Source organism: Rhizobium sp. CFBP 8752 (genome assembly GCF_014842035.1).
In the GTDB taxonomy this organism is placed as follows: Bacteria; Pseudomonadota; Alphaproteobacteria; order Rhizobiales; family Rhizobiaceae; genus Neorhizobium; species Neorhizobium soli.
In genome coordinates, this window is sequence record NZ_JACYUZ010000004.1 from 375,792 (window position 1) to 392,061 (window position 16,270).

Below are 16,270 nucleotides of genomic sequence, written 5' to 3' on the forward strand. Positions count from 1 at the left end.
AGAGTACGATCGAGAAAAGCCCTGAAGCCATGAAAGTCACCGTAGAAGAGACGTTCGATTTTTCAGGGCCGGAATATCGCCGCCTCTATTCGGAAGGGAAGGGAACTGCCTTTCAGGCGCCGATGTGGCTCGACATGCTGCACCGGCGCCTCGGTCCTTCCCTGGGCGCGAAGCAGCGGACGGTGACGTTCCGCAACGAAGCCGACGACAGTCTCCTTGCCGTGCTTCCCCTCGTGATGCAGCGCTCATCCGGGGTGATGATAATCCAGCCTGCGGATTTCGGTATCAGCGACTACAACACGATCGTCTGCGACGCGGAGCGTTTAGAGCAGATCGCCGCATCACCGGCCGTTCTAAAGGCGTTGCGCGAAACGCTTCGCGGTGGCGACCTGCTGATGTTCCGCAAGGTTCGTGCCGATGGCTTCGACATCCAGCGTCTGTTCAAGGGGGCTCGCGAAAGCCGGGGAGAGAACTCTGCCTACGCGTTCGATATCGGCGACGATTTCGACCATTGGCGCCTGAAGGTGATGAACCGCAACTTCACCAAGAACCTTGGCAGGTTGCACCGACAGACGGAAGCAGCCTACGGCCCCTACCTGCACAAAGCCATTACGGACGAGCAGGAAATCCGCGCGGTCTTCGACTTCCTTCGGGATGCGCGACAGGACCGTTATTCGGAGAACCTGCTGGATCGCCATGAATATTTCGATCTCTATCGTGATTATGCCGTCGCAGCGGCGGCTTCAGGAGAAGCTGTGCTTTACGTCAGCTATCTCGCTGGAGAACCTGTCGCTGCCCTGTTCGGGCTGGCAGGCGACGGCGAGTTTCACGCAACGCTGCTTGCATCCGACATCAAGAAGCATCAGAAAATCTCGGCCGGAATGCAGATCCTTTACCGCGTCGCACAGCTGCGCCACCAGGACGGCCACAGAGTAATGGATCTCTGCCTCGGCGATCCCGGGTACAAAACGCATTTTCGCCCGACGGAAACGACGATGCGCAATATCACCGTAGCCCTGTCACTCAAGGGTGCTGCGGTCGCCGCCATTTATCACCATGCGAAGCCGCTCAAGAACTTCCTGAGAAAAGGGGTCGCCAATGTCCGGTGATGCATCCGACCACGTGGCGCCCGCTGCCCACCGCACCTTTGCCGGTCGGATCGGCGCGCTTATCCGCCGGCCGGATATCGGCGGGATGGCTGTCGTCGTCGGCGTCAAGATCGGCATGGTGTTGCTCAACTTCACGCTGATCACGCTTGCTGCTCGGCTTCTCGATCCCGAAGCGTTCGGACATTACTCGATCCTCTACTCCGCAGCGGGGCTGCTCTGCATCGTGGCAGCCGCCGGACAGGAGCCGTTCGTGCTGCGGATGTGGAACGAGATGACGGCGGCGGGCAATGCCGCAAAGCTGAAAGGCGCGCTCTACTTCACGCTGCTTCTGTCGCTCAGCGGCACCGTTATCGTCGCGATCGGTCTGTATTTCTGGGCTTCCGCATTGGTCGATGGCCAGACAGCGATAACCTGCGTCATCTATATGATGATCGTCTCCGTGCTACAGATCTGCATGCATCTTGTGCGAACCGAGATCGGCGTTGCCTCGGGAGACGGCGCGGGCAACGCCATTGTCGGGAGCGTGCCCGTCCTCTATCTGCTCGCCTGTTTCTTCAGCGGGACACGACCGGATACGGCCCATCTTTTCCTGGCCTTGGCAGTTGGAGCAGGTCTTGCTCTCCTTCTGCAACTCTATCTCATCCGCGGACGAATCCTGCATCGTTTTCCGGACTTTAACCGTATCCGTGCGGTTGCGGACTACCGGCTATGGCTTCCGCGATCGGTCCGCTTCTGGCTTGCGACATCCCTCGAGGCAACCAATCAGTATATCGATGTAATCATCATCGGCTATCTGATGGACCCGGTAATCGCAGGGGCCTATTTCGTGACCGTTCGCCTCGCCAATCTGTTTGCGGCTGCCGCAGATTCCGTCAATCTTTTCGGAACGCGCCATCTCCCGGGGCTCTACTATCGCGGAGAACAGCGGGCGCTCAACAAGATGCTCGACAGCCTTGCCTGGATAACCCTTGCCTTCAGCGCGATCGGCCTGATCGGCATTCTGGTCGGCGGCTATTTCGCCCTTCTGCTGATCAACGAACCCTATGCTGCGTATTTCCCGGAACTGCTGGTCCTCTGCCTCGGCACCGCGGCGCTCGGAACGACAAGGCCGTCTGTGATCATGCTGCTTCTGGCAGGCCACGAAGGACGCTATCTCCAGATCATGGCCGTGTGCGTCGTGGTGCGGATTGCCGGCTTCTTCCTGTTCGTCCCGCATTTCGGGGTGATGGGCGCCGTTGCGACGACCGCTGCCGCTTTCGCGCTTCAGTCGATCGTCCTGCGCATTGCGGACAAAGCCCTGACCGGGTTCGACTCGTCGATGTTCCGGCTTCTCCTGAGGCGGGCATGATAAAAGGGCTGCAGCGAATTCTTTCCGCTGTGTCTCGCGGGTGTATTTCGGAGCCGGAGATCCTATCTAGAAGTCTTCCGCATCATGTTCCCCAGGACTTTTCCACAGATGACGAACTCTCCCGTTCCGGTTTTCGACGGTCATAACGACGTGCTCTTGCGTTTGCGCCTGAGCGACGCGAAGGATCCTGTCGGTGACTTTCTGGACGGGCGGAAGGATGGTCATATCGATCTGCCGCGCGCCCGCGAGGGTGGATTGGCCGGCGGTCTCTGCGCCATCTATGTGCCGTCGCCGTCCATGGCAAAGGACCAGAACGGCGATTTTCCGACCCCGGCTCAACCCGAGGCGCTGAACCAGACGATCGCCATGGCCCGGATCCTGTTGGATATCGAGCGCCGTTCCAACGGCGGGGTCACGGTCTGCCGGACTGCGGACGATCTCCGCCGCTCGATTGCAACGGGCAGCTTTGCCGCTGTGTTGCATATCGAGGGCGCCGAAGCAATTGCCGGGGATCTCGACGCGCTTTACGTGCTTCACCAAGCGGGCTTGCGAACTCTTGGTCCCGTCTGGAGCCGTCCGAACGTCTTTGCCTATGGCGTTCCGTTCAAGTTCCCGTCAACGCCGGATATCGGCCCGGGCTTGAGTGACGCCGGACGAGACCTGATTCGTGCGTGCAACGACCTCAGGATTATGGTCGATCTGTCGCATTTGAACGAGGCCGGTTTCTGGGACGTCGCAAAAATCTCGAAGGCGCCGCTTGTCGCATCCCATTCCAATGCGCACGCGCTCTCTGCGCACAGCCGAAACCTCACGGACCGCCAGCTTGACGCGATCCGTGATACAGGCGGGCTCGTCGGCATCAATTTCGGTGTCCTGTTCTTGCGCGACGACGGGCGCAGAGACGAAAGCACGAGCCTCGATGTGCTTGTGCGGCACATTGCCTATATCGCAGAGCGGATCGGAATCAATCACGTCGCGCTAGGCTCGGATTTCGACGGTACGACCGTGCCTTCGGAATTGAAAGATGCAAGCGGCCTTCCGCGCCTGATCGAAGCCCTGCGTAAACACGGCTTCTCTAGCGAAGACATTGCGAAGATCGCATTCGAAAACTGGATCGACGTGCTGGGCCGAAGCTGGGCTGCATGAGCGGCACAAGGCCGCCAGCCAGATGTGCGAAACGTTGAAAGCGACCTGACCCGGCGTCAGACGCCAGCGCGAGTTTCTCAAACGCCTGAGAGATGCATTAGCGTGCCATCGCGTATTTGTAGGGTTGGCCGCGTTCCAGGGTGCTGCCCGACGGCAGGACGTAGGAAGCCGCGACGGCTAGGCTCACGACTGCGACCGATGCGGAAAGCAGAGCAATTTTCATGTGATAATCCCTCCCTCACATGTAGGGAGAAAGCTCTTGGCGCGAATTTGGTTCCCGGGGTCAGAAATGGTTTGCGGTGCCGATCGGCAGCCTCAGCATTCTTGCTTCTGTTCGCCGGGACAGATCCCAATTCCATTCTCGGTCACGACGAATGCAAGGCCCGCGCCTTCGAACGCCTGGCGCAGCTGAGCCTCGGTTGATCTGTGAATATCGTGTCGCTGGCCCTCGTAGTCGCGTACGGTGCTGCGCGACACGCCTGAGCGATCGGCAAGGTCCGACTGGGTCCAGTCGAGGAACCCTCGGGCCGCCCGGCAAAGCGCTGGAGACAATATACAAGTTTGCGCGGCTTGACCCATCGCTCTATTCTGCCCATATTGGTCAATACAAATCATATAGGTCAATTTTCGATAGATTGCTAGTGGCGCGTATTGTGCGCTCTCAGGCCATCGAAACGCACGAGGAACAGACACATTGGGATAACGCTGGGCCCATATTTCCTGCTTGTTCTTCTGGTTCTGCCGTTTGTCGGCAGTCTTGCTTCGGCATTTTTTCTGAAGACATCGTCGCGTGTGCTGCCATCCTGGACCGCCGGTGGGGTTTCGCTTGCGTGCCTTCTGATCGTCATTGCCTCCTACCCTTCGATTACGGAGGGCCAGGTTGTCCGTCTGACGTTCGAGTGGATCCCGCAGCTTGGGCTCGAGTTCAAGTTGCGACTTGATGGGTTCGCGTGGATGTTCGCGCTACTGATCGCCGGCATCGGTTTGCTGGTCGTCATCTACGCGCGATACTACATGTCCGAAGAGGACTCGGTTCCGCGCTTCTTCTCGTTCCTACTGGCGTTCATGGGTGCCATGCTCGGGATCGTGCTGTCAGGCAACGTCATTCTCCTCTCGATCTTCTGGGAGCTGACGAGCATCTTCTCGTTCCTGCTGATCAGTTACTGGCACAACAACTCCGCTGCGCGCGATGGCGCGCGTATGGCCCTGACGATCACCGGCATAGGTGGGTTCTGCCTTCTCGTTGGCCTTCTGCTTCTCGGCAATATCGTCGGCAGCTACGACCTTGATAAAATTCTCGAAGCCGGCGACGTCATTCGCGCACATTCCCTCTATGTCCCGGCACTCGTCTTCGTCCTGCTCGGGGCTCTGACAAAAAGCGCGCAGTTTCCGTTCCATTTCTGGCTGCCGAACGCGATGGCAGCGCCGACGCCGGTATCGGCCTATCTCCATTCTGCGACCATGGTAAAGGCCGGGGTCTTTCTCCTGGCGCGCATGTCTCCGGCGCTGTCCGGCAGTTACGAATGGTTCATTCTCGTCGGTGCAGCCGGCATGATCACGCTTCTGCTGGGCGCGTACTTCGCGATGTTCCAGCAGGATCTGAAGGGTCTGCTCGCCTATTCGACGATCAGCCATCTCGGCCTGATCACCACGCTGCTCAGCCTCGGGAGCCCGCTGGCAACGGTCGCTGCGATCTTTCACATGCTGAACCATGCGACGTTCAAGGCGTCGCTGTTCATGGCAGCCGGTATCATCGACCACGAGACCGGTACGCGTGATATGCGAAAATTGAGCGGACTGTTCCGGTTCATGCCGATTACCGGCACACTTGCCATGGTCGCCAGTGCGGCGATGGCGGGCGTCCCGCTTTTGAACGGCTTCCTGTCGAAGGAGATGTTCTTCGCAGAAGCGGTAGAGACCCACGCGGACTCGTTCCTGGACCGCATCCTTCCTTACGTCGCCACTCTCGCCGGTGCGTTCAGCGTCGCCTATTCGCTTCGGTTCATCCACACGGTCTTTTTCGGGCCGAAGCCAGTTGGTCTTCCCAAGGAAAAGCCGCACGAGCCGCCGCACTGGATGCTGTTCCCGATCGAACTTCTGGTCGTCGCGTGTCTGGTCGTCGGCGTCATTCCGGCGATCGCCGTTGGACCGATCCTGCAGGCGGCCGCGATGGGCGTACTCGGGCCGGATACGCCTGAATACAGCCTTTCGATCTGGCACGGCTTCAACCTTCCGCTCGTTATGAGCATCGTTGCTCTTGTCGCCGGCGCGCTGATCTACATCCTCCTTCGAAATTATCTTGCGCAGTGCAAAGACGGTGCGCCCGTGTTCAGACGCTTCCGCGGACAGCGCATCTTCGAGCGTATCCTCGTCGAAGTCTCATGGCGCTGGGCAAGGCTCGCGGAGCGGCGGATCGGTACCCGCAAGCTGCAGCCGCAGTTGCGCTGGGTCGTGTTCACCGGCTTTGTCGCAGGTCTCCTGCCGCTCTGGCTCTCCGGGTTCGAGCCGCGGCCGTTCGTGTTCTCCGGGGTCGACAAGGCCTTCGCGGCCATCTGGCTGATTGGTATTTGTCTGGCGCTCGGCACCGCGTTTCTTGCGAAATATCACCGTTTGGCGGCGCTCGTCATGCTTGGCGGCGTCGGGCTGATCGTCTGCGTCACGTTCGTTTGGTTGTCGGCGCCTGATCTCGCGATCACGCAGCTTCTGGTCGAGATCATCACGACGGTACTGATCCTTCTCGGCCTACGCTGGTTGCCGAAGCGGAACGAAATCAATGATGCACCGATTACCGTCCGCGCCCGGCTGAGACGCTTCCGGGATCTTGCGCTCGCCGTTTTCTGCGGTGTCGGCATGACCTTCATATCCTATGCGGTGATGACGATGCCGGTGCCGGACGCTATCGCTACTTACTTCCTGGAAAACGCTTATTCGCAGGGCGGAGGCCGCAACGTCGTCAACGTGATCCTGGTGGACTTCCGCGGCTTCGATACGTTTGGCGAAATCGCAGTTCTCGGCGTGGTGGCGCTCACCGTCTATGCGCTGCTTCGCCGTTTCCGGCCGGCCGACGATACGATGGCGATGCCCGAACAGCAGCGGGCACAGAACCGCTTCGACGAAGAGCGGCCGGATCGGTCTGCGGGCGATACGGCTCGGGACTACATGCTGATCCCGTCGGTCATCATGCAGTGGCTCTTCCCTGTCATCATCATGTTCGCTGTCTATCTGTTCCTGCGTGGTCACGACATGCCGGGCGGCGGGTTCTCGGCAGGCCTGACGCTGTCGCTCGCCTTCCTGCTGCAGTATCTGGCCGGCGGAACACGCTGGGCAGAAGATCGGATCCGAATTCTGCCGCTGCGCTGGATGGGTGCTGGCCTTCTGACTGCGGCCTTAACCGGTATCGGAGCCTGGGCTTTCGGCTACCCGTTCCTCACCTCGCACTTCCAGTATGTCGAGCTTCCGCTTGTCGGGAAAATGCCGGCGGCAACGGCATTGCTGTTTGATCTCGGCGTCTTCTCGCTCGTCGTTGGCTCGACGGTTCTGATCATGGTGGCGTTGGCGCACCAGTCGATCCGCATCAATCGCCTGCGGGCAATCGATGCAGCAAAGACGAAGGAAACCTGATGGAAATCATTCTCTCCATCGCCATCGGCGTCATGACCTTTTGCGGCGTGTGGCTCATCCTGCGCCCACGGACCTATCAGGTCATCGTCGGGCTTTCCCTTCTGGCCTATGCCGTCAACCTGTTCATCTTCAGCGTCGGAGGGGTGAAGACCAATGTGCCGCCGGTTCTCGTGGACGGCACGGCCACCGCAAGCCTTGCGGATCCGGTGCCCCAGGCACTGGTGCTGACGGCAATTGTCATCGGATTTGCCACGACGGCACTGTTTCTGGTCGTGCTTCTCGCCTCCCGCGGCCTGACCGGCTCCGACCATGTTGACGGCAGGAGCGACCCGTCATGAACGGCTGGGCGCATCACCTCATCATAGCACCGATCCTGGTCCCGCTGCTTGCGGCGGCAGTGCTGTTGTTCATCGACGAACGACAGCGCGTTGCCAAGGCGATGGTCAGCCTGACGTCGGTGGTGATCCTCGTCTGCGTTTCGTTCGTGCTGTTTCGTATCGAGAGCGGTCCGAGCGATTTCGAAGGCGTCTATCTGCTGGGCAACTGGGCCGCTCCATTTGGGATCGTGCTGGTGCTCGACGGGCTGTCGGCGATGATGCTGCTTTTGACGGCGCTGGTGGCGCTTGCGTCGCTTGTCTATTCGATGGCCCGCTGGCACATTGTCGGAGCCCATTTCCATACCATGTTCCAGCTGCTGCTGATGGGGGTGGACGGCGCATTCCTCACCGGCGATCTTTTTAACCTCTTTGTTTTCTTCGAAGTGATGCTTGCTGCATCCTACGGTCTGCTTCTGCACGGCTCTGGTCCGCTGCGGGTAAAGGCCGGCCTCCATTACATTGCCGTCAACCTTGCCGCAGCACTTCTCTTCCTGATCGGCGTCAGCCTGATTTACGGCACGGCCGGTACGCTGAACATGGCCGACCTTGCCGCGCGCATTCCGCAGATCGAGCCGGACCGACGCATGCTGATGGAAGCCGGCGCCGGCGTGCTCGGGATCGCATTTCTCATCAAGGCCGGCATGTGGCCGCTCTGCTTCTGGCTTCCGACCGCCTATAGCGCCGCTTCGGCACCCGTCGCGGGCGTTTTCGCGATCCTCAGCAAGCTCGGCATCTATGTCATCTTGCGGCTGATCATGCTGCTGTTTGAAACCGGGCCATCGGCCGGGTTCGGATCGACATTCCTGCTCATCGGCGGTATCGCGACAGTGGTGTTTGGAACGATCGGCGTGCTCGCGTCGCAGGCCTTGGGCCGGTTGGCCGGATATTCGGTTCTGGTGTCGTCCGGCACGCTTCTGATGGTGCTCGGCATCAACGATGGTGCGGTCTCGTCCGGCGCACTCCTCTATCTCGTGAGCTCGACCCTGACGATCAGCGCCTTCTTCATGCTGATCGAACTTGTCGAGCGTGGTCAGGATGCGGGCGCTAGCGTCCTCACCGTGACGATGGAAGCTTACGGCGACGCCGACGACGATGAGCCGCAAGAGGGCGACGGGGTCACGATGCCCGGGACGATGGCGATCCTCGGCATATGCTTTGCAGCCTGTGCGATCCTTCTGTCCGGTCTGCCGCCACTGTCTGGCTTTATCGCCAAATTCGCGATGTTGTCCGCGATGATGGGCACCGGCGCCATTGGCGTGCCGCCGACTGCTGCGGTCTGGACGCTCATCGTTCTCGTCATCCTGTCAGGCGTCGCAGCGCTTATCGCGATGACGCGTGTTGGCATCAGGACGTTCTGGAGCTCGATCGAGGGCACCGTGCCGCGGGTGCTGGTCATCGAGATCGTACCAGTCATGTTCCTTCTGAGCCTTACCCTTGTGCTGACGGTTCAGGCTGGACCCGCGATGCAGTACATGGACACGACGATACGGACCCTCGCCAGCCCGGAAAATTACATCAACGCCGTCAGAAACGCGACAGTCCTGAAGGGCGTCGCCGACAGCAACGGACAGGGAGGCGATTGATGTTTCCCTTCCCGATCCTTGCCGTCTTCCTGGTCCTCATGTGGCTGCTGCTGAACGGGTTCACGCTCGGCCACCTGATTATCGGCACAATGGTCGCAGTCTTCGCCTGCTGGGCTATGGCTTCCCTGAGACCGGAAAAGCCGAGACTCGGCAAATGGTACCTTCTCCCGAAGCTATTGGGGATGGTGCTCTACGACGTTGCAAAGTCGAACGCGCAGGTTGCCGCAGTCATCCTGAGGAGCGGTTCGCGGCGGCATAATCCGGCCTTCCTGACGATCCAGCTGCAGACGCACAACCATTTCTCGCTGGCGGTGCTCGCGATCGTTCTGACGAGCACGCCCGGCTCAGCCTGGCTGGAATACGATTCCAACGACAATACCGTGCTGTTGCATGTCCTCGATCTCGACGACGAGGCGAAGTGGCGCGATATGGTCAAGAACCGCTATGAAAAGCTCTTGATGGAGATCTTCGTATGAGTGCCATCATCGTCTTCACAGCTGTGGCTGTCGCACAATTGATGCTGGCTGCGGCCATGGCTATCGCCTCTGTGCGCATGTTCGGCGGCCCGCGGGCGCAGGACAGGATCATTGCACTGGACACGCTCTACATCAACGCGATGCTGATGCTTGTCACGTTCGGGATCGGCACGGGTCGGGTCATCTATTTCGAAGCGGCGCTGGTGATCGGCATGCTGGGTTTCGTGGCAACCGTTGCGCTCGCCAAATTTCTGATGCGGGGTGAGGTGATCGAATGAGTGAAGCCACTGATCTGCCGCTCTGGGCCGCCATCGCGGTCGCGGTCTTCCTGCTTGTCGGTGCGTCGCTGGCGCTGATCGGCGCGATCGGCTTTCTCCGGCTGCCGACGTTTTACGAGCGCATCCATGCGCCAACCCTCGGCACCAGCTGGGGTGTGGGCGGCGTCATGGTCGCGTCGATGATCTTTTTCTCCGTGACATCAGGTCGACCAATGATGCACGAGATCCTCATCGGGATCTTCGTCACGGTTACGACGCCGGCCACCTTCCTTCTCCTCGCACGCGCCGCGCTGCATCGAGACAGAGTTGAGAAGACGAAAGGCGTGCCGGAGAAACACCGCGCCGATATCGTAAACAACGATTGAGACGGATCTGTCCTGCGGTCCGTTCCGGTTGCGGGACTAGTCCGGCAGAAGGCCGATATGGTCGAGTTTCGCGCTGCGTGCGGCTCGTCCACCGGGAAGTCGTAGCGGCTCTTCCTCAATACCGTACCGAACCGCCATCATCAGGACATGGGTCCCAAGCATGTCCAGTCCTTCGGTGATCCGATTGCTTTCCAGAAGCTCGACGATGGCGATATGTTCAGCACTCGCGTTTTTGCGCGTGGGCAGCGTGGAACGGTGCGATCGAAGTGCCGCGACCTTGCTCGACACGAGCTGGTAGGCGTTGAACAGATACGGATTGCCGCAATTCTCCAGCGATGCATCGTGGAAATGATCATCAGCGCGGGCGGATCGATGGTTGTCGCCCGCCTCGCACGCCGCCATCATGTCTTCGGCAGCTGCCCGCATCGCCTTTAACGTTTCATCGCGACGACGCGACATGGCGAGGCGAACTGCCTCGATCTCGATCGTCTTGCGGAATTCGCACAGGTTTTCCGTGTCTTCGCGGGTCGGCAGGAAGACGAAGCTTCCCCTTTGCGGACGCACATCGATGAGGCCCTGCTGTTCGAGCGTTGCGAAGGCTTCTTTCACCGGGCTCCGACTGACGCCAAGCGTGGTCGCCAGCTTGTCTTCCGAAAGTGCGTCACCCAACTCGAGCTCGCCATCGATGATGGCTCGTCTCAGCCTCTCGGTCACCCTTGCGCCCAACGAGGATCGTGGTTTTGCATCCATTCCTACGGTCCCTTCCTTCCCGGAGCGGATCATACGCTCCGACGCGGCATAACCGAATTCTGTACGCGCCCTCAGGGAGTGAGGCAACATTCCCTGAGGGTGCTTGTCAGGTGGAGATCTCGTCGAGGAAGCGCCGCGTGGCAGCCATTCCCCCTTCGGCCCGCTGCATGAAGCTGAGCGCCGCGTCTGCTTTATGCGGGGTCTCGACGCTGATTACGACATCTGCGGGCAGGGCGGCCATCAGATCCTTCAACCACAGGCCGCCGTCGCCTGGAAACATCCGGGCAGTGCGTGCCTCGGCAATGCAACCGGCGTTGTCTGCCGGTTGCTCGGCCGGCGCATCGCAAAGCTGGAGATACAGCGCCTGGCCCTTCGGCAGGCTTGCGACATCGGCGGGGCTGCCGCCGGAGCGTGACAGGTGCAGCGCGTCGATCAGAAGGCCGACATTGTTCCGGCCCGTCGCACTCGCCAGGCGGCTTGCATCATGGATGTTGGCAGTGGAACGCCAACGCATGAACTCGATCGACATTTTGATGCCGTATTGCGCCGCCGCGTCGGCAATGCGGCCGAGATTGTCTGCTGCTCGGGAAAGATCCGGGTCCTCGCAGGTGATCTGCATGATCGGCATTGCGAATTCACCGGCAGTCTCGATCACCGGAAGCCAGGTTTTGATGTCCGTCTCCGGCAGGAGGGTGAACACCTCGCCGTCGTAGAACGTCATGCCCGTGTCCGACGCCGCGGCGTTGATTTCTCGGATCAGCTTCTGGTTCCCAACGATTGGATGGGCAAGCTCCAGCCCGTGTGGAGCAATCAGCCGCAGGCTGACGAGATCGTAACCGCAGGCGGCTGCGATCCTGACGTTCTCGACCGGAGGACAACCGAACACGGTCAGATAGGCGAGCGAAAGGGGATGTTGCTTATACATTGTGCGACCTCAATACGTCGCGCGGCCGCCGGAGACGTCGAACACGGCGCCGGTCGAGAACGAGCATTCCTCAGACGCCAGCCAGTTGACGAGCGATGCGACTTCCTCCGCTTCGCCGAGGCGACCGACAGGGATCTTCGCTGTTACATAGGCTTTGAATTCCGGTGTCAGCTGGTTCATCATTTCCGTTTCGATCGCAGCCGGCGTCACGCAGTTGACGCGGATCTGCGTCGTTGCCAGTTCCTTGCCGATCGATTTCGTCAGGCCGATAACGCCCGCCTTCGAAGCGGAGTAGGCGACCGCGTTGGGATTGCCTTCCTTGCCGGCGATCGAGGCGATATTGACGATGCGGCCATAGCCGGTCTTCAGCATTTGCCGAACCGCCGATTGGCAGCAGTAGAATACTGCATCGAGATTGAGCGACATGACGAAGCGCCAGCCGTCATGCGGGTAATCGACGAATTTTTCGAGCGGGCCATTGTGACCGGCGCAGGTCACGAGAATGCCGAGCGGCCCGAGATCCGCGACCGCTTGCTCCGTGGCTGCCTCGACCGCGGCGGGGTCCATGACGTTGACCACATAACCCTTGGCGCCCGGAAGCTTGGCAGCAGCCTCTTCGACCCGTTCCTTGTTGATGTCCCATAGCGCGACCTTGTGGCCCTTGGCCGCAAGTCTTGCTGCGATCGGAAATCCGAGCCCGCCGGCCCCCCCTGTGACGATCGCAACGCGAGGTGTTTCCTGGTTCGCCATGTGTATCTCCTCCCTGGCATTACGACCCGTTTCCCAAGAGCCGCTTTCTTTTCGTTCGTTGTCATCACGCATCCGTTTGGTTGGAACCTTACGCTTGACATTTGTAGCATACTAACATTCTAGTGGCCTACATGGGTCGCAAATGACCGGCTTGTCAAGCGCTGAGGATGCAGGGCGAGTGAATGGGAGGAGTAGACGATGGGAATGAATGGCAACGCCTTTCTGGCGATCTGGCACGACATCGAAGAGGGCGGGCATGCCGAATATATCGAATGGCATACCCGCGAGCATATGCCCGAGCGCCTTTCGATCCCGGGCTTCAGAACCGGCAAGCGGCTGCATGCTCCTTCTGCCTCCCGCTATGTTTTTGGCACCGTCTATTCCGGCGAGACACTGGAGACATTCCGTTCCCCCGACTACCTCGAGCGTTTGAACAACCCGACACCCTGGACGACGGCTGTTGCGCCGAGTTTCCGTAATTTTCTGCGCGTCGCCTGCGAACGCGTTGCTGAAGCCGGCCATGGTGACGGTGGCAGCATGGCGACGATCCGCTTCGATCTTTCGGGCGACGATGGCGAGACCCGGCTGCGGGCAAATGCTCAGGCACTCGCGGACACGATGCTCGCGGTGCGTGGTGTCTCCTGCGTCCACGTCGGTGTTTCCCGCAACGAGGTTTCGAGCGTCCGCACCAAGGAAACCGAGCTGCGGGCTGTAATGAACGAGACTGTCTTCGACGTCGTCGTTCTGGTCGAGGGGTCGTCGAGCGCAGGACTGCGGGCGGCCTTGCCCGAGGTGGAGCGGCTGGCAGTTGAAAGCGGCATCCTTCAAGCGCCGGTCACTGATATCTATGAGACCGCCTTCTCGATTACCTCGGAAGATATGCGGGGCGCGCCATGACCCGGATTCTGATGACCGGCGGCGCCGGCTTTCTGGGCGGCTGGATCCTCAAGGCGTTGAAAGCCGAAGGCCATGACGTGCGGATTTTCGATCGCTCGCCCGACCGCCGCATATTGCGGGACATCGCTGGCGACGAAGCGGATCACGTCGAGTGGTTTGAGGGCGATATTACCGATGGCGCCGCGGTCAAATCCGCCGCCAAAGATTGCGCATCCATTATTCATCTCGCCGCTTTGTTGACGCCCGCCTGCAAGAACGATCCGGTCCTAGGTGCTACGGTGAACCTGATCGGCACGCTGAACGTGTTCGAAGCAGCCAAGGCTAACGACATTGCGCGGATCGCCTATGCCAGCAGCGCTGCCGTTTTTGGCCCCGATGACGGAACGACGCCGCATCCGGTCACGCATTACGGCGCCTTCAAGCTTGCCTGCGAAGGAAGCGCCCGCGCGTACTGGGTCGATGCGAGCATTGCCAGCATTGGCCTCCGACCGACGGTGGTCTACGGGCCAGGGCGCGAAAGCGGACTGACGGCGGGCCCAACGCTTGCCTGCCGAGAAGCGGTTCTCGGCAATGCCTACACGATCGGCTATTCCGGCCCGCAGGATCTCGTTTTCGTCGCCGACGTGGCAGCAGCCTTCGCGGCGGCGGCAACACGGCCGTTTGAGGGAGCGCACGCGTTTTCGGTCGGCGGTGCCTGCGAAGACGTGCCTGACGTGATCGCAGCCATCCGGACTGAGATCCCTGGTGCAAACATTGATTTTGGCGGCCCAGCCGTGCCGATGGCGCCAGACATCGCCGCCACCGACAACGAAGCTCTGCTAGGCGCAATACCCTTCACGCCGCTGCGGCAGGGCATATCGCAGACCATCGCCCACTACCGATCGCTCGCGGGGAGGGGCTGATGACCGTCCGCAGCAAGGTATCGCAGGATCATGTCGATCATGGTTTCCAGGCGGGCCTCGATGGCGTCCGCAGCCATGAGGTCTCGTCCGAACAGGATCTTCAGCGTGTGGCGATTGGAAACATAGGTAAAGCCGAGGGCGGAAATCGAGATGTAGAGATCCAGAGGGTCCACGCTACGGAAAAGGCCCTTAGCGACACCGATATCGAGGATCGTCGAGACCTTGGTCACGACCGAGCTGTTGAGCCCCTTCATGTCGCCGGCGGATTGCAGATGCGCCGCGCTGTGCAGATTTTCCGTGTTGATCATTCGGACGAAGGCGGGGTTGTCCAGATAATAGCGGAAGGTGAAGGCGATCAGCGCCTTCATCGCACCGACGGGATCTTCCGGATCGAGCACGAGCGCGTCTTCGGCACTGCGGATGCCGGTGTAAAGATGCTCCATCGCGGCAAGGTAGAGATCCTCCTTGCTGCCGAAGTAGTGGTAGACCATCGCCTTGTTGGAATTCGCGCGCTGAGCGATGCGATCGACCCGTGCGCCACCGATTCCGTAGGTCGAAAATTCTGTGATTGCCGATTCCAGCAAAAAGCGTCTGCGCCTTTCCGGCGACCTTTGGCCCGGGTCAAGACTCGTATCAGTGAACATGTTTTCGGTGGTCGTCATCTCAATTCCTCGGCCTCGCGGCCCCGTTACCACAGCAGGCAACAGGGATCAGCGGCTTAAGTGTAAGCAATCAATCCGCGAGCAGGAATAGCACGTCGATTGACATCAACCAACTGGTTGGTTAATTGAAATACGGGTATTTCCGTCTGGGTTGCGAAGAGGAGTCGCGGCCCTGACAACAAAAGGCATCAACCCTGAGGAGGACAATTCATGCCAGGCAAATTTTCATTCCGCACACTCGCATTGACGCTCGTTGCAGGCGTCAGCATGGCGCTCGGTGCATCCGCTGCCCATGCGCAGGCTCTTGAGAAGATCAAGAGCGCAGGCGTCATCCGGGTCGGCGTCATGGGCGAACAGGCACCATGGGGCTCGATCGACGCCAGCGGCCAGAACATCGGCTATGACGTCGACGTCGCCAAGCTGATCGGCGAGGAAATGGGCGTCAAGGTCGAGTTCGTACCGAACGCAGTTTCGGCCCGCATCCCGAACCTTCTGACCGGCAAGGTCGATCTGCAGATGGCCGTCATGGGCATGTACCCGGATCGCGCCAAGGCCGTGCAATTCAGCAAGCCTTATGCAGGCCTGAAGATCATTCTTCTGTCGAGCGCCAAGAACAAGATCATCGCGATCGAGGACGCCAAGAGCCTGCGCATCGGCGTGCCGCGCGGCGCAGCACAGGACAAGGCGATCACCACCCTTTTGGGTGACGTTCCCAACATCCGCCGCTTCGACGACGACAGCTCCAACATCCAGGCGCTCGTCTCCGGCCAGGTCGATGCGATCGGTGGCAACACGACCTATAAGATCAATCTCGACCGCGCATCGCCAGGCAACGACTACGAACAGAAGCTGGTCTTCAACGAACAGTGGATGGGCGTCACCACCAAGCTTGGCGACAAGGAAATCAACGACTGGCTGAACAAGTTCATCGACAAGATCAAGGCCGACGGCCGTCTCGAAGCGATCAACAAGAAGTGGCTGGCAGCAGACGCGCTTCCGAATTTCCCGGAAAAGCTCGAAGGCATCCCCTTCACCGTACAGTAAATAGTTAGCGTCAATTCCACGAACGCATGACGAAACG

18 protein-coding genes are annotated in these 16,270 nt (G+C 60.0%); 12 read left to right on the forward strand and 6 right to left on the reverse strand.

The annotated features are described in order from the left end of the window. Positions 1-29 precede the first annotated feature (29 nt). From IFT59_RS20245 to IFT59_RS20255, 3 genes are all read left to right on the forward strand, one after another. Positions 30-1,109 (forward strand): GNAT family N-acetyltransferase, encoded by a 1,080-nt coding sequence (locus IFT59_RS20245; protein WP_192088040.1) that lies wholly within the window; start codon positions 30-32, stop codon positions 1,107-1,109. After that, on the forward strand, positions 1,099-2,457 hold the full coding sequence (locus tag IFT59_RS20250) for a lipopolysaccharide biosynthesis protein (protein WP_192088042.1): 1,359 nt from the start codon (positions 1,099-1,101) through the stop codon (positions 2,455-2,457). The genes IFT59_RS20245 and IFT59_RS20250 overlap by 11 nt, the downstream gene beginning before the upstream one ends. A 108-nt stretch (positions 2,458-2,565) precedes the next feature. After that, on the forward strand, positions 2,566-3,603 hold the full coding sequence (locus IFT59_RS20255) for a dipeptidase (RefSeq protein ID WP_192088043.1): 1,038 nt from the start codon (positions 2,566-2,568) through the stop codon (positions 3,601-3,603). 97 nt (positions 3,604-3,700) lie between these two features. Here the strand turns inward: IFT59_RS20255 and IFT59_RS23330 are convergent, their stop codons facing one another. Beyond that, positions 3,701-3,826 (reverse strand): hypothetical protein, encoded by a 126-nt coding sequence (locus IFT59_RS23330; RefSeq protein WP_274598297.1) that lies wholly within the window; start codon positions 3,824-3,826, stop codon positions 3,701-3,703. A 92-nt stretch (positions 3,827-3,918) separates the two neighbouring features. After that, positions 3,919-4,227: a helix-turn-helix domain-containing protein gene (locus IFT59_RS20260; protein WP_062458994.1), complete on the reverse strand. Its 309-nt coding sequence runs from the start codon at positions 4,225-4,227 to the stop codon at positions 3,919-3,921. A 75-nt stretch (positions 4,228-4,302) separates the two neighbouring features. On the opposite strand from IFT59_RS20260, the gene IFT59_RS20265 reads away from it, so the two are divergent. From IFT59_RS20265 to mnhG, 6 genes are read left to right on the forward strand one after another with little or no spacing between them, the layout of a single operon-like run. Continuing rightward, complete coding sequence (locus tag IFT59_RS20265) at positions 4,303-7,224, forward strand: monovalent cation/H+ antiporter subunit A (RefSeq protein WP_192088112.1); 2,922 nt, start codon at positions 4,303-4,305, stop codon at positions 7,222-7,224. Then, the gene (locus IFT59_RS20270; RefSeq protein ID WP_062458996.1) at positions 7,224-7,562 is read left to right on the forward strand and encodes a Na+/H+ antiporter subunit C; all 339 of its coding nucleotides are present in this window, start codon (positions 7,224-7,226) and stop codon (positions 7,560-7,562) included. Before IFT59_RS20265 ends, IFT59_RS20270 begins: the two co-directional genes overlap by 1 nt. Continuing rightward, complete coding sequence (locus IFT59_RS20275) at positions 7,559-9,184, forward strand: monovalent cation/H+ antiporter subunit D (protein ID WP_192078608.1); 1,626 nt, start codon at positions 7,559-7,561, stop codon at positions 9,182-9,184. Before IFT59_RS20270 ends, IFT59_RS20275 begins: the two co-directional genes overlap by 4 nt. Beyond that, positions 9,184-9,660 carry a Na+/H+ antiporter subunit E gene (locus IFT59_RS20280; protein ID WP_062459002.1) on the forward strand — a complete coding sequence of 159 codons (477 nt, stop codon included), beginning with the start codon at positions 9,184-9,186 and terminating at the stop codon, positions 9,658-9,660. Before IFT59_RS20275 ends, IFT59_RS20280 begins: the two co-directional genes overlap by 1 nt. Next, positions 9,657-9,938, forward strand: a complete 282-nt coding sequence (locus tag IFT59_RS20285; RefSeq protein ID WP_062459005.1) for a K+/H+ antiporter subunit F — start codon at positions 9,657-9,659, stop codon at positions 9,936-9,938. Before IFT59_RS20280 ends, IFT59_RS20285 begins: the two co-directional genes overlap by 4 nt. After that, the gene (gene mnhG / locus IFT59_RS20290) at positions 9,935-10,303 is read left to right on the forward strand and encodes a monovalent cation/H(+) antiporter subunit G (protein ID WP_192088045.1); all 369 of its coding nucleotides are present in this window, start codon (positions 9,935-9,937) and stop codon (positions 10,301-10,303) included. The genes IFT59_RS20285 and mnhG overlap by 4 nt, the downstream gene beginning before the upstream one ends. Before the next feature lie 36 nt (positions 10,304-10,339). On the opposite strand, the gene IFT59_RS20295 is transcribed toward mnhG, so the two are convergent. The 3 genes from IFT59_RS20295 to IFT59_RS20305 form a co-directional block, all read right to left on the reverse strand. After that, on the reverse strand, positions 10,340-11,053 hold the full coding sequence (locus IFT59_RS20295) for a GntR family transcriptional regulator (RefSeq protein ID WP_062576427.1): 714 nt from the start codon (positions 11,051-11,053) through the stop codon (positions 10,340-10,342). A gap of 106 nt (positions 11,054-11,159) precedes the next feature. Further along, complete coding sequence (locus IFT59_RS20300) at positions 11,160-11,978, reverse strand: sugar phosphate isomerase/epimerase family protein (RefSeq protein ID WP_192088047.1); 819 nt, start codon at positions 11,976-11,978, stop codon at positions 11,160-11,162. A 9-nt stretch (positions 11,979-11,987) separates the two neighbouring features. After that, positions 11,988-12,728: an SDR family NAD(P)-dependent oxidoreductase gene (locus tag IFT59_RS20305; protein WP_174197515.1), complete on the reverse strand. Its 741-nt coding sequence runs from the start codon at positions 12,726-12,728 to the stop codon at positions 11,988-11,990. Positions 12,729-12,926: 198 nt separating this feature from the next. Here IFT59_RS20305 and IFT59_RS20310 point away from each other — a divergent pair, with 198 nt between their 5' ends. Both IFT59_RS20310 and IFT59_RS20315 read left to right on the forward strand, forming a co-directional pair. Further along, positions 12,927-13,625, forward strand: a complete 699-nt coding sequence (locus tag IFT59_RS20310) for a hypothetical protein (RefSeq protein WP_192088048.1) — start codon at positions 12,927-12,929, stop codon at positions 13,623-13,625. After that, a complete protein-coding gene (locus tag IFT59_RS20315) occupies positions 13,622-14,527 on the forward strand; it encodes an NAD-dependent epimerase/dehydratase family protein (RefSeq protein ID WP_192088049.1) in 906 nt (301 codons plus the stop codon). The genes IFT59_RS20310 and IFT59_RS20315 overlap by 4 nt, the downstream gene beginning before the upstream one ends. Here the strand turns inward: IFT59_RS20315 and IFT59_RS20320 are convergent. Continuing rightward, positions 14,500-15,189, reverse strand: a complete 690-nt coding sequence (locus tag IFT59_RS20320; RefSeq protein WP_192088051.1) for a TetR family transcriptional regulator — start codon at positions 15,187-15,189, stop codon at positions 14,500-14,502. The two genes, IFT59_RS20315 and IFT59_RS20320, sit on opposite strands and share 28 nt — an antisense overlap. Before the next feature lie 210 nt (positions 15,190-15,399). Between IFT59_RS20320 and IFT59_RS20325 the strand changes: the two genes are divergently transcribed. Then, positions 15,400-16,233 (forward strand): transporter substrate-binding domain-containing protein, encoded by an 834-nt coding sequence (locus IFT59_RS20325; RefSeq protein WP_192088053.1) that lies wholly within the window; start codon positions 15,400-15,402, stop codon positions 16,231-16,233. The last annotated feature ends 37 nt before the right edge of the window (positions 16,234-16,270 follow it).

What these genes read in the sequence shown, in the direction of transcription:
- IFT59_RS20245 (WP_192088040.1), top strand. Translation starts at nt 30, where the DNA reads ATGAAAGTCACCGTAGAAGAGACGTTCGATTTTTCAGGGCCGGAATAT.
- IFT59_RS20250 (WP_192088042.1), top strand. Translation starts at nt 1,099, where the DNA reads ATGTCCGGTGATGCATCCGACCACGTGGCGCCCGCTGCCCACCGCACC.
- IFT59_RS20255 (WP_192088043.1), top strand. Translation starts at nt 2,566, where the DNA reads ATGACGAACTCTCCCGTTCCGGTTTTCGACGGTCATAACGACGTGCTC.
- IFT59_RS23330 (WP_274598297.1), bottom strand. Translation starts at nt 3,826, where the DNA reads ATGAAAATTGCTCTGCTTTCCGCATCGGTCGCAGTCGTGAGCCTAGCC.
- IFT59_RS20270 (WP_062458996.1), top strand. Translation starts at nt 7,224, where the DNA reads ATGGAAATCATTCTCTCCATCGCCATCGGCGTCATGACCTTTTGCGGC.
- IFT59_RS20275 (WP_192078608.1), top strand. Translation starts at nt 7,559, where the DNA reads ATGAACGGCTGGGCGCATCACCTCATCATAGCACCGATCCTGGTCCCG.
- IFT59_RS20280 (WP_062459002.1), top strand. Translation starts at nt 9,184, where the DNA reads ATGTTTCCCTTCCCGATCCTTGCCGTCTTCCTGGTCCTCATGTGGCTG.
- IFT59_RS20285 (WP_062459005.1), top strand. Translation starts at nt 9,657, where the DNA reads ATGAGTGCCATCATCGTCTTCACAGCTGTGGCTGTCGCACAATTGATG.
- mnhG (WP_192088045.1), top strand. Translation starts at nt 9,935, where the DNA reads ATGAGTGAAGCCACTGATCTGCCGCTCTGGGCCGCCATCGCGGTCGCG.
- IFT59_RS20295 (WP_062576427.1), bottom strand. Translation starts at nt 11,053, where the DNA reads ATGGATGCAAAACCACGATCCTCGTTGGGCGCAAGGGTGACCGAGAGG.
- IFT59_RS20300 (WP_192088047.1), bottom strand. Translation starts at nt 11,978, where the DNA reads ATGTATAAGCAACATCCCCTTTCGCTCGCCTATCTGACCGTGTTCGGT.
- IFT59_RS20305 (WP_174197515.1), bottom strand. Translation starts at nt 12,728, where the DNA reads ATGGCGAACCAGGAAACACCTCGCGTTGCGATCGTCACAGGGGGGGCC.
- IFT59_RS20310 (WP_192088048.1), top strand. Translation starts at nt 12,927, where the DNA reads ATGGGAATGAATGGCAACGCCTTTCTGGCGATCTGGCACGACATCGAA.
- IFT59_RS20315 (WP_192088049.1), top strand. Translation starts at nt 13,622, where the DNA reads ATGACCCGGATTCTGATGACCGGCGGCGCCGGCTTTCTGGGCGGCTGG.
- IFT59_RS20320 (WP_192088051.1), bottom strand. Translation starts at nt 15,189, where the DNA reads ATGACGACCACCGAAAACATGTTCACTGATACGAGTCTTGACCCGGGC.
- IFT59_RS20325 (WP_192088053.1), top strand. Translation starts at nt 15,400, where the DNA reads ATGCCAGGCAAATTTTCATTCCGCACACTCGCATTGACGCTCGTTGCA.